Origin of the sequence: Pediococcus siamensis (assembly GCF_047220215.1) — a bacterium.
In the GTDB taxonomy this organism is placed as follows: domain Bacteria; phylum Bacillota; class Bacilli; order Lactobacillales; family Lactobacillaceae; genus Pediococcus; species Pediococcus siamensis.
Window position 1 is genome coordinate 1,573,679 of sequence record NZ_CP178375.1, and the last position, 12,759, is coordinate 1,586,437.

8 protein-coding genes and 1 tRNA gene are annotated in these 12,759 nt (G+C 43.6%); 1 reads left to right on the plus strand and 8 read right to left on the minus strand.

Going from position 1 to position 12,759, the window contains the following annotated elements; all coding sequences use genetic code 11:
- Positions 1-136: 136 nt before the first annotated feature.
- The 8 genes from ACLJJ6_RS07755 to ACLJJ6_RS07790 form a co-directional block, all read right to left on the minus strand.
- The gene (locus tag ACLJJ6_RS07755; protein WP_412988757.1) at positions 137-3,037 is read right to left on the minus strand and encodes a sigma 54-interacting transcriptional regulator; all 2,901 of its coding nucleotides are present in this window, start codon (positions 3,035-3,037) and stop codon (positions 137-139) included.
- A 174-nt stretch (positions 3,038-3,211) separates the two neighbouring features.
- Positions 3,212-3,297: transfer RNA gene (locus ACLJJ6_RS07760), tRNA-Leu, on the minus strand.
- Between the two features lie 80 nt (positions 3,298-3,377).
- Entirely contained in the window at positions 3,378-3,824 is a 447-nt protein-coding gene (locus tag ACLJJ6_RS07765) for a SprT family protein (protein ID WP_412988758.1), read from the minus strand.
- A 3-nt stretch (positions 3,825-3,827) separates the two neighbouring features.
- The gene (locus tag ACLJJ6_RS07770) at positions 3,828-6,002 is read right to left on the minus strand and encodes a Tex family protein (protein ID WP_412988759.1); all 2,175 of its coding nucleotides are present in this window, start codon (positions 6,000-6,002) and stop codon (positions 3,828-3,830) included.
- Between the two features lie 194 nt (positions 6,003-6,196).
- Positions 6,197-6,643, minus strand: coding sequence for a hypothetical protein (locus ACLJJ6_RS07775; RefSeq protein WP_412988760.1), 447 nt, complete (start codon positions 6,641-6,643; stop codon positions 6,197-6,199).
- A gap of 1 nt (position 6,644) precedes the next feature.
- Positions 6,645-9,335: a cation-translocating P-type ATPase gene (locus ACLJJ6_RS07780; RefSeq protein WP_412988762.1), complete on the minus strand. Its 2,691-nt coding sequence runs from the start codon at positions 9,333-9,335 to the stop codon at positions 6,645-6,647.
- A 254-nt stretch (positions 9,336-9,589) separates the two neighbouring features.
- Complete coding sequence (gene nadE / locus ACLJJ6_RS07785) at positions 9,590-10,411, minus strand: ammonia-dependent NAD(+) synthetase (protein ID WP_412988763.1); 822 nt, start codon at positions 10,409-10,411, stop codon at positions 9,590-9,592.
- A 20-nt stretch (positions 10,412-10,431) separates the two neighbouring features.
- The gene (locus ACLJJ6_RS07790) at positions 10,432-11,904 is read right to left on the minus strand and encodes a nicotinate phosphoribosyltransferase (protein WP_412988765.1); all 1,473 of its coding nucleotides are present in this window, start codon (positions 11,902-11,904) and stop codon (positions 10,432-10,434) included.
- A gap of 112 nt (positions 11,905-12,016) precedes the next feature.
- On the opposite strand from ACLJJ6_RS07790, the gene ACLJJ6_RS07795 reads away from it, so the two are divergent.
- Positions 12,017-12,754: a WecB/TagA/CpsF family glycosyltransferase gene (locus ACLJJ6_RS07795; RefSeq protein ID WP_412988766.1), complete on the plus strand. Its 738-nt coding sequence runs from the start codon at positions 12,017-12,019 to the stop codon at positions 12,752-12,754.
- The last annotated feature ends 5 nt before the right edge of the window (positions 12,755-12,759 follow it).

A 12,759-nucleotide genomic window follows, 5' to 3' on the forward strand; every position in this document is an offset into this window, starting at 1 on the left:
TATATATAAGCAAAAACCGTGCCAAGATACACTAAATGAAAACGCCTACTTTTAGCAAAATAAAATAACACACAATGACTGATACACTATTTCTGTATCGTTTTGTGTGTTATTTTGAATTTATTTAATCTAGACCTTAGACATTCTCTGCAGCTTCCTTAGCCGCACCAGTCTCCAGTAATTTAACAATGTAGTACACTTCTGCTTTTGGTAATTCAATGCGGATCTTACGCAGATAGCGCTCATTTTCTGCCATAACCGTTGTGTACCATTCGGAATTTTCCAGTTTAGCCAGTTCCTGCTCCGGTGCTGAAATTTCACCGTTGGTTAGCGCCCGTTCGATGGCCCCAGCAATGTGCATAATGAGATTAACTTTAAATGAATCACTCATTTTTGTGTGTTGATCAATTTGTAGTTTATCAATATACTGCCACAACACATCCGTAATCTTATGCGGATTGATAAAAGTGTAAAACTCATCTAAATATTGCCAGCACAACTCCTTAGTGAGCTTAATATCCTGATGGCTACTTAAAGTTTTGACAGAATCCCGCTCAATCACCTTGTTGATAAACGCTTCACCGCCACCTTGTAAAACCTTCTCTAAAGGCATAAACGGCGCCTGTATTTTGGGATGTGTAACTCCTGTCGTTGCAATAATTCGATACTGTTTTTGCAGTTCTTGAAGTTTTTCCGTCATGCCGACTAACGAGATCGGAATCACCTTGATATCATCAATTAAATTTTCTACTAAAAGCTGATCCAAAACTGATTTAATTTTTTTGGCAGTTCCTTCTCCCGTCGAACAAATTGCCACAATTGCTTTCGGCCGTTCTGTCGGTTGCACCAAGTTAGTTTTAGCGTCGCTGGTTTTGGCGGCTGACACACTATCTGTGGCGTTAATTCGTGAATAACCGTGAAATTCACGGAGTTCCGAATAAATTGCCGCTAAATCTGTATCAATGAAAGAAGCCTTTCGCGCAGCTTCAAGGACCATTGCCGTCGTAACCATATCAATTGTTTTTACCGGGATATGCGTTTCTTCGGTAATTTTGCTGCCAAAAGTACTAAGCGAACCCATATCCACCAAAAGTAACACACCGTTGCCCTCGTCCGCCCGTTTGACGCACGCCACGATTTCTTTATAAGCTGTTTTAGGTTCCATGTCTAAGGGCATATCAAACGACTGAATCGTGTTATCGGACAACAACTGCGAAACCACCTGAACCATTGAAGTGGCGGTATTGCTACCATGAGCCGCAACCACTAAGCCAACTTTTCCCGAAGTAGGAGCCTCTTTTAATGAAACCAACAGAATGGCTAAATAATAACTTTCTGATTCGGGAATTGGCACATTGTACCGCTCTTCCAATTGTGTCTTAATTTTCTGTGCTACTTTCATCTCTTGGGGATATTCTTCAACCATAGCGACCAAATCGCGACTCATGGTACGCATCGGTTTGCCGGACTGAATTCGTTTAATGAACGAACTAATGTGCAAACTCATCGCATACAAAAAATTATCGCGAAAGTGGTAATTCAGTTGGTGTTCGATTTTATCTTGAATGGCCTTAGTGAAATCAATGATATCTTGATTCACAATTTCAGCGAGTTTAGATTCAGCTCGCATATCGTCTTCTCCAGGTGAGAACGTCTTGAGATGAAGATTAATATCTGTCGTAATAAAATGATTGATATGTTCCTGATCGAGCCCCTGTTGTCTGAGAAGTGTGGCTTTATCACCAATGATTTCATACAAATTATAAGGTAATTCATAACTATCATTGCGATTAGGCAAAACGTGGGTTTCTGAATCCGGCTGAATAATCATATAAGGTTCCAATAGTTTGGAAATTTCACCTGAATCCCGCCGATTAGAGGCCAGATGAACCAAACCATCTTTGATATTCGGTGGCAAATCGTCCACCGTAATCATGATTTCCCCCTTATTCTCAATATTATTTAAAAAGCCACGGGCACAAACCAGCTGAATATTGGATTTCAGCTGACCAATATTGCCGTAAGTCACACTCCCTAACAAGGATTGCACCACATCTTCGGTTAGGGTAATTTGTTTGTGAGTCCGATTAGCTTCAATACTGAGCAGAACTTTAAGCAATTCGATCCGCTCTTTAGGACTACGCTTGTTAAACGCAGGCAGTTGAATAGTTATCGGTATTCGACGCACAAATGTCTTTAATAGCGAACTTTCTGGATCTTCCGTAGTTGCACAAACTAAGCGGACATTGGCATGATGAACCTTGGAAGTCTCCCCCAGCTTACTGTATGTGCCGTGATCCATAAAATAAAAAATCATCTCTTGGCCCTCAGGTGGCAACCGGTGGACTTCATCTAAAAAGAGCATCCCGTTATCGGCTTCTTGAATCAGTCCGTCTTTATCCTCATTCGCCCCCGTAAACGCTCCTTTGACATACCCAAAGAGGTGCGACATGAGTAACTCCGGGTTATGCGAATAATCCGCACAATTGAAGGTTACCAGCTCATCTGTTTTTTTGATGAGCTGCTGATTTTTGGCAAACTGAAACATGGCGTTTGCAAAATAGGTTTTCCCAGAACCGGTGGGACCGATAATCAAGGTATTTAGCCCCCGCGGCGGATATAAGATAGCCGCCTTTGCTTGCTCAATTTGATTATGCATACTGGAACTATTGCCAATCATGTGTTCAAAAACATCGCTCATTTCACCAGTTTCAGGCGCGGACGCTGTGTCTTCATGTTTTTCAAGACCACTGTGAATGCGCCGTTTTCCCGCAACTAATGGGGAAGAACTCACGATTTTAGGCGCGACTTCGGCTTCATCTTCGTCAAGTAACCTGTAGCGTACTGGCCGTCCCGAAAGTTTTTTTAATTTTTGCTCTCGTACTAACTGATTAAGTTCTTTACTCACGTTGGAACGAATTAAATCGAGGGCGTTAGCGACTTGTTCAGTAGTCACAGCGATGGGGCTGTCCTGCTCATTTTCATTATCCTTTGCATGGGTTACTAGAAATTGATAAATACGTTCTTTTCTTTTCATCTTCACTATCCCTCGAATATCTTCGGACTGTATTAATACACTTAAACACAGTATCAGTTTAGCATACCCTATTAATTAATACAGTAATTTGTCTTCGGTGAACTCAACCGTTTTCATGTTGACCGTCAAAAAAAGAGCTGTGCCACAATAACTGTGTCACAACTCTTTAATTAATGCACCCAAGAAGATTCGAACTTCCACCGGGAAAACTCCCGACAAGATCCTTAATCTTGCGCGTCTGCCAATTCCGCCATGGGTGCAAGAGAACTATTACCTAAACTATCTTAGCAAAAAACGGTAATAGTTACAACCTTTTTCTAAAACTCATTCAAGAAATAAACTAAAGTAATTTTAGACGACCGCCACACTTACCGCAGCGGTACTTGGTTAGATTAATGTGTCGCTGCCGTTGATATCTGAGCCCACAACTCTGACACTGATAAAGCAAAATTGCTTTTGTTTTTCTTATCTGGGGGCCTGCGGGGGCAAATCGTGAACCTCCAACCTGTGCGAGCAACTGCTTAAAGGCACGATCACGGTGCTGATACCCTTGATGCGTGAGATGCAGATGATAATGGCACAATTCATGCTTAATAATCCCTACTAACGTCGGTAAATCGTGCTGCGTTAGCATTAAAGGGTTGATATCAATATTGTGTGTCTGCAACTGATAACGCCCACCGGTTGTCCGTAAACGTGAATTAAAAAACGCTTGGTGTTTAAATTCACGATGAAAGTCCGTCTCTGAAATACTTTCAACTAATTTTTGAAGTTCCTGATTGGTCATCACTTAGCCTTCGTTAGGATCCAGCATCGTCAGTTGAATCCGATGCCGATTTAAGTCGACACTTTCTACCCAAACTGTCACGACATCACCAACGGCAACAATATCACTGGCATTCTTGATGAACTTTTTGGTCAACTTGGAAACGTGTACTAACCCGTCTTGTTTCACACCAATGTCAACGAAAGCTCCAAAATCCACCACGTTGCGAACAGTGCCTTGCAGTTTCATGCCGGCCTTGAGATCTTCTAATGTCAAGACATCACTACGCAATAGCGGTGCCGGCATCTCATCACGCAAATCGCGTCCCGGTTTTTCCAATCCCGCCACAATGTCTTGCAGCGTTTCGACCCCAATTCCAAGTTCTGCTGCCGTTGCTTTTAAATCAAGTTGTTTCAAAGCTGTGACAGCCTGTTGTGTGCCAATCTGGTCGAGTTTCAACCCCACTTTAGCCAAGAGCTGTTTGGCAGCTTTATAGCTTTCCGGGTGAATATCCGTGTTATCTAGCGCATTTTTGCCTTGCACAATTCGTAAAAAGCCCACTGACTGCTCATAGGCTTTCGGTCCTAACCGGGGGACCTTTTTGAGTTGATTGCACGCCTCGTAGCTGCCGTTTTCATCACGCCAGGCCACAATATTTTGGGCCGTCGTTTTCGTCAAACCGGAAATATGTTCCAGTAACTGCGGGCTAGCCGTATTTAGATTGACCCCAACTTGGTTAACAGCCGTTTCAATAACCGTATCTAATTGCTGGGTTAATTCCTTTTGTGGAACATCGTGCTGATACTGACCCACACCAACCGCCTTAGGATCAATCTTAATTAGTTCTGCCAGTGGATCCTGGAGTCGACGCCCAATGCTGATGGCACTGCGTTCTTCAACGTGCAACTCTGGAAATGCCTCCCGCGCTGCCTTGCTAGCTGAATAAACGGACGCGCCTGCTTCATTGACGATCACATAATAAATTTTTCGATCGATTGTTTTGAGGACTGACGAAACAAACTCTTCTGATTCGCGGCTAGCTGTCCCGTTCCCAATGGCGATCATTTCAACCCCATAATCTTCTAAAAAGGCTTTGAACTCACCGGCTGCGGCCTGCCGTTTTTCACTAGAAGCTGGTTTATGCGGATAGATCACTTTTTTAGCTAAAAATTTCCCGTTCGGATCCATAATAGCCAGCTTGCAACCAGTCCGGTAAGCAGGATCAAAACCAAGGACCACTTTGCCTTTAATGGGCGCCTGCATCAACAAATGATACAAGTTTTCGCCAAACACATTAATGGCTTGCGTATTGGCCGCTTCGCTTAATTCATTTCGGATTTCACGTTCAATAGCCGGCGCGATAAAACGTTTGTAGGCATCTTCATACGCCGCTTGCAAGTACGTAACCGCTGGTCCTTCATGACTGCCAATAATTCGAAAATGTAAGTATCGCATGATGGCGCCATCTTCAACTTTAATTTGCGTCTTCAACACACCCTCTTTTTCGCCACGATTAATGGCCAAAACCCGGTGAGAAACCATATTTGTGAGTGCCTCGTCAAAATCGTAATAAAGCTGATAAACACCCTGTTCATCTTTTTCTTTTCCTTTGGGTTTTACTTTGGCTTCAAACCGACCATTCCGACGCGTATAATTGCGGATCCAATCACGAAAACCAGCACTATTGCCAAACGCCTCAGCTAGAATCTCGTGGGCACCTGCAAGCACGTCTTCCGGGGACTCAACTTGTTTTTCTGGATCAATAAAGGTTTTTGCCTTTTCTACCAGACCGTCCTTGGGGAAAGTCATTAGCCAAAATGCAAAGGGCTCCAAGCCACGTTCCTTTGCAATCGTGGCCTTGGTACGCCGTTTTTGTTTATAGGGCAAATACAAATCTTCAATTGTTTGTAACTTATCCGCTGTTTTAATCTGCTTTTCAAGGGCCGGGGTCATTTTTCCTTGTTCAGTAATAAGTTTCAACACATCATCCCGGCGTTTTTCCAAACTTTCTGCCTTGTTATAACTCGTTTGAATTTCTCGAATTTGAACTTCATCAAGGCTGCCCGTACGCTCTTTTCGATAACGGGCAATAAAAGGAACTGTATCGCCTTCACCCAAAAGTTCTAAAACGGCATGGATCTGCTTGGGCCGCAGTTCTGCTAACTGGTTTTCAACAATTTTTACAATCCGTTCTTCCAAAAAATTCCACTCCAAACTCAACTTTGTCCGCTTTAACACAACCCTCTCAGTATAGCATATCTCATCCACGTTCAATTCATTGACATCAAAAAAGTAGAACTGCGACAAAGTGTGAAATTGTCTCAATTCTACTTTATAGTTAATGATGAAGGGCTGTCGAATTCAAGGTCTCGTAGTGAGCCGTGCCTTCAATTTCAACCCCATTTAGCGCATGAGGAGTGCCATAATCCGATCAAACGCTTTGGAAACTGCGTCCATGTCCTTATCTTGAGCCTGTTCGGCCTGACTAAACTGATCGGCATTGATGGTATGTTTTTTTCATCAATGCTTTTTAACATCAACTCGCAATCTTGGGCATAGGTCTGATAGCTTGAAACCAGCTGTTTATGCCGTCCTAAGACCTGAACCGGCGGCTGTGCTTTTTTCAACAATGTCGCATTCTGTTGATATAAGTCAACTGCCTTCTGAAACATGGCCACAATTTCATGCAGTTCACGATCACCTAAACTCTCAATTCCCTTTAAAGTGACCGTTTTTTTCAAATTCTGAAAATGGGGATCAACCTGTTCGCCCATCTCTTCTGAAGATTCCATCACCCGGTTGAGCAAATTGGCATATCCTTGTGGATTACTTTTACGCATCTTAAAATCTCCTGTCCTTTCGTGCAAGCTTATCGTTTGGAACTTGGCGTTGGACCAGCTTCACAAGTTCAACAATCACAATAATGGATAGTGAAGCGCCACCCACAATTGCCCATTGATGCATGTCTAAATGACTCACGTGGAAAATATCATTTAAACCTGGTACGACAATTGTAGCCGCCAACAGTATAAACGATACCACAATTGACCAGTTAAAGAATTTATTTTTCAGCGTTGTCGCACTGAAAATAGAGCCGTGAATCGATTTAGAGTTGAAAGCGTGAAAGAGTTGGATTAATCCCAACGTTGCAAACGCCATCGTCAATGCATCTGCATGAATCTGCGCGTATGAACTATGCACAGGATACCAAATCGCAATCCCGTAAACAGCCAAGGTAATCAGGCCTTCCAACAGGCCCTGATAAATGACATTGGTTGAAACACCACCAGACAGAAAGTTACTGCGGCGCCCACGCGGCTTTTGTTTCATCACATTTTTTTCGGCAGGCTCCAGTCCCAAAGCAATCGCCGGGAACGTATCCGTGACTAAGTTAATCCACAAAATGTGCACAGGTGCCAAAATTTGCCAACCCATCATCGTCATGACGAATAAGGTTAAGACTTCACCTAGGTTCGCAGATAACAAGTACTGAATCGCCTTTTGAATATTAGCAAAGACTTTACGTCCTTCTTGAACGGCAACCACGATCGTAGAAAAGTTGTCATCGGCCAAAATCATATCACTGGCACCTTTTGAGACTTCAGTACCGGTAATTCCCATTGCAATCCCAATATCAGCTTGTTTCAGGGATGGGGCATCATTAACACCGTCCCCCGTCATCGCGACAACCTTGCCTTGTTTTTGCCAAGCATTGACGATTCGAACCTTATGTTCCGGGGCGACACGGGCATAAACAGAATACTGCTTAACCTGTTTGGCAAAGGTAGCGTCGTCTAGGTTATCGAGTTCTGTACCGGTGATTACCGCATCATCCTGGTTTTCCTCAATGATTCCCAACCGTTTGGCAATGGCCGCAGCGGTATCTCGATGGTCCCCTGTGATCATTAACGGACGAATTCCGGCTTCCTTAGCTTCTTGTACCGCTTGTGCGACTTCTGGTCGTTCCGGATCAATCATTCCGATTAAACCAGCAAAGATTAATTCCTGTTCCACTTTTTCCGAAGTCAATGTCTCAGGGACTTCATCGACAATTTGATAAGCAAATCCCAGCACACGAATAGCTTGCATCGCTAACTTGTGGTTCGTATCCAAAACGAGTTTCCGCTCTGCATCAGTCATTTCTTTGACATCTTCGCCAATCTCAAAGAGGGTTGCACGTTGTAACAGCTCATCTGGCGCCCCTTTAACCGTTTGTAAATAACGGCCATCGGCTAACTGATTGTAGGTTGACATTAATTTCCGCTCGGAATCAAAGGGGACTTCGGCAACCCGTTTTTCTGCTTGAATCAATTTTTCAACTTCTTCGCCCTTATCCAAATTAAATTGAATGAGCGCCGTCTCCGTTGGATCACCAATTAACCCTTCTTTGGTCTGTTTTGTGTCATTATTTAAGACCATTAACTCAAAGAGGTGATTATACGGATAATCTTTAAGTGCCACAGTTTCCGCATCATGAAGTTCGTTATTCAAGAAAACTTTTTCAACGGTCATCTTATTTTGTGTCAGCGTTCCAGTTTTATCTGACGCAATGATTTGGGTCCCACCTAAAGTCTCCACGGCAGGTAACTTACGAATAATGGCATGGCGCTTTGCCATACGCTGTGTCCCTAGTGCCAAGGTAATGGTTACAATTGCCGGCAAGCCTTCGGGAATAGCTGCCACCGCCAACGAAATCGCCGTCAGGAACATATTAATTAAGCTCTCTTCACCACGCACCATGCCTACCGCAAACACAATCGCCGCAATGACCAAAATTAAACCAGTCAGTACCTTGCTTAATTGAGCCAAATTAGTTTGTAAAGGTGTCGTCGTTTCTTCGGCATTATTGATCATGTCCGCAATTTGTCCCACTTGCGTATGCATACCGGTGCCCACAACTACACCACTCCCACGACCATACGTGACGTTGCTATTCATAAAAGCCATGTTGGTTTGGTCGCCAATCGGTAATTTAGGATCGCTCAACGGCTGAACTTGTTTTTCCACCGGCACGGATTCACCAGTTAATGCCGCTTCTTCAACCTTAAGGCCAGCCGATTCGATTAACCGCAAATCAGCCGGGATAATGTCGCCCGCTTCAAGTAACACAATATCACCGGGGACGACATCATCACTTTTGATGGTTTCGACCTTTCCATTTCTTTTAACGTGTGCTTGCGGCGCCGAAAGCTCTTTTAATGCTGCAATTGCCTCTTCGGCTTTGGTTTCTTGGAAAACACCAAAAATGGCGTTCAAAACCACCACCAGTAAAATAATAATGGCATCTACGCCCTCACCGACAAAAACGGAAATGACAGCTGCAGCAACCAACACAATAATCATAAGATCTTTAAACTGAGCAATAAACTTTTGAAGAATTGTCGTATTCTTTTTAGTCTCCAGCTGGTTGTGCCCATACTTTTCCAGATTTGCTTGAACTTGTGTGTCAGTTAGTCCATCTGGAGAACTCTTCTGCGCCTGTAAAACCGCCTCAACGCTTTGATTATATTCATTTACCTTAGTTGCTTTCATTAGTGCCTCCTTTGTATTTTAACCGGGAGCCTTAAAAAAAGAGACCCGTGTGTGTCCACACAAAATGCGAACACCCACGAGTCTCACTTTTTCAGACAACACCAGATTTACTCTTGTTGATGACGTTGTCGCAGAATAACTGCTAGTTACTCCCTCATGTTTTGTTATTAATTTATTATAACTATAAGCAATCTCAATAGCAAGCCATCTTACCCAATTCCGCGTAATTTTTTGAGATTTATACCAGGCACACCCTAAAACTTATCATAGACAGTGTATGGTAAGTGACGTTTGTGCGCCGTCTTTCGATACCAATTCTCAATCTTTTCAGCCGCTTGCTCCTCAATGTCGTGACCTTCCAAGTAATTGTCAATATCGTCGTAAGTCACACCTAAGGCAACTTCATCAGGCAAAGCCGGGCGGTTATCTTCCAGATCTGCCGTCGGGACCTTTTCATACAAATGCTTTGGTGCACCTAATTCAGCTAAAAGCGCTTTGCCCTGACGTTTGTCTAACCGCCAAATTGGTGTCACATCAGAGCCGCCATCACCAAACTTCGTGTAAAAGCCAGTAACTGCTTCGGCCGCATGGTCGGTTCCAATCACAATCCCCTGTTTAGCACCGGCAATGCCGTATTGCGCAATCATACGCTGCCGAGCCTTAATATTTCCCTTATTAAAGTCGCTAACTTCAAGTCCGTTTGCTTCTAAAGCCTGCACCATCGCATCGGCAGCTGGCTTGATATCAACGCGTTGGACTTGGTCGGCCTGCATAAATTCAATGGCTGCCATGGCATCCGATTCATCGGCTTGGGTGCCATAAGGTAAGCGAACCGCAATGAATTGGTAAGCCGAATCGCCGGTTTCTTCACGCATTTCGCTAACGGCCATTTGCGCTAATTTACCTGCTAAAGTCGAATCCTGTCCACCAGAGATTCCTAATACCAGACTTTTGATGAAAGTGTTTTTCTTCAAGTAAGTCTTCAAGAAATCCACACTCCGTCGAATTTCGGCTTGGACATCAATCTGCGGTGAAACTTTTAAACTCTCAATAATCTCTTTTTGCATCTCTCTCATTAAAGACACCTCGCTATTCCTTATTCACCAAATTGCAACGAATTCACATACTCACGCACGCCTTTAATGCTGGCCATTTTATGGTCGTAACATTTTTGCGATAAATCAACCGGATAATCTTGCGGATTAAGATCCCGTTTGTATTCATCCCACAAGGAATCCAACATTTCTCGTGAATACGCCTTAATTGCCTTTAGCTCAGGCAATTTATAAACTAGTTTACCATCTTTAAAAATTTCTTGTAATAATGGTCGCGCATTAAAATCGCTAACCGTTTTGTTGATATACGTATAGTTTGGATGGAACATATAAATTGAAGGCTGGCTTCGCGGATCTTCCTCCCAAAGCGTAATATAATCACCTTCGGATTTTCCATCGGCATTTTTAGAAATGCGCCAAACTTGCTTTTTCCCCGGCGTTGACACTTTTTCGACGTTATTAGAAAGCTTGATTGTATCCACCATTTTACCGTCTTTGCCTTCGATCGAGACCATCTTGTATACTGCTCCTAAGGCTGGTTGATCATAGGCGGTAATCAGCTTCGTGCCCACGCCCCAAACATCAATTTTGGCACCCTGCATCTTTAAGTTTTGGATGGTTTTTTCATCCAAATCATTGGAAGCATAAACTTTGGCATTTGGAAAGCCAGCCTCATCAAGCTGCTCGCGAACGCGTTTGGAGAGATAGGCCATATCCCCACTATCAATTCGGACACCTAAAAAGTTGATTTTGTCTCCGAACTCTTTAGCAACTCGGATGGCATTAGGCACCCCGCTCTTCAAAGTGTCATAGGTATCCACCAGAAAAACACAATCATGATGGGTTTGCGCATAAGCTTTAAAAGCATCATAATCATTGCGGTAGTACTGCACCAACGCATGCGCATGAGTGCCGCTGATTGGAATTCCAAAAATCTTGCCAGCTCTGACATTACTGGTGGCATCAAAGCCCCCAATATAAGCTGCCCGCGTGCCCCAAATTGCCGCACTCATTTCTTGCGCACGCCGCGTCCCAAATTCCAGTAAGGCATCATTTCCCACCACGGATTTGATTCGTGAGGCTTTTGTAGCAATCAGCGTTTGGTAGTTGACCACGTTCAAAATGGCAGTTTCCACTAACTGACAATCAGCTAGCGGTCCTTCAACCTGCATAATCGGCTCACCATTAAACACCAAATCGCCTTCCACGGCGGACCGGATCGTACCGCTGAATTTAAAATGGCGCAGGTAATCTAAAAAGTCATCAGGATAGTTTTCTGACTCCTTTAAGTAAGCTAAATCGGATTCCGTAAAATGTAATTGTTGCACGTATTTCACAACACGTTCAAGGCCCGCAAAGACTGCATAACCGTTTTGGAACGGCATATCCCGGAAGAAGACCTCAAAAACGGCATTCTTATCTTGAATTCCTTGTTTCCAATAAGTTTGAATCATATTGATTTGATAGGCATCCGTATGTAACGTCAAACTGTCATCCGGATATTTTTTTATCATGACGAGTGTACTCCTCAATTAGTTAGTGTTTTAATATTATTAACAACAGTTGCACCTATTTTATCATTTTTTCTATGGTGCGTCATTTTCATTACTCGAAAGGAAGGTTTTTATGCTCAATTCCCCATTTTCCAGTGTCCCCATTATGGGAATTCCATTTGCTCAAACCACCCGTGTACAATTCGTGAACCACTTGCAAAACCGGATCGACGCGCATCAAAATACATTTGTCATCACGGCTAATCCAGAAATCGTTATGTATGCTGGCCGCAATCCAGCCTACCACACCACGTTGCTTTCTGCTGATTACATTTCCGCCGATGGGATTGGCATTGTCAAGGCAGCCCAAGCGTTAGACACGCCACTTCCTGAACGGATCACCGGCTATGACATCTTTACCGACCTTTTACGCTGGGCCGAAACTAATCAAAAAAAAGTTTACTTTTTAGGCGCTAAGCCAGCAGTAATCACTGCTTTAGCGGCCAAAGTTGCACACGATTTTCCGCACATCCAGGTTGTCGGTGCACAAGATGGCTACTATCAAGATGAAACTGCCATTACCACAGCCATTGCCAACCACCAGCCAGATCTGATTTTTGTGGCGACTGGATTTCCCAAACAAGAACAATTTATTGCCGAGCACCGTCACCTGGCCGATGGTTTATGGATGGGCGTTGGCGGCAGTTTCGACGTATTTGTGGGAGCCGTAAAACGGGCCCCAAAATTCTGGCAAGATCACCATTTGGAATGGTTCTACCGTCTTGTAACTGATCCACGGCGCTTAAAACGTCAACTGATCATTCCCCAGTTTATGTGGAAAATTCACCAATTAAAACACAAACGCGATTAAAAGAG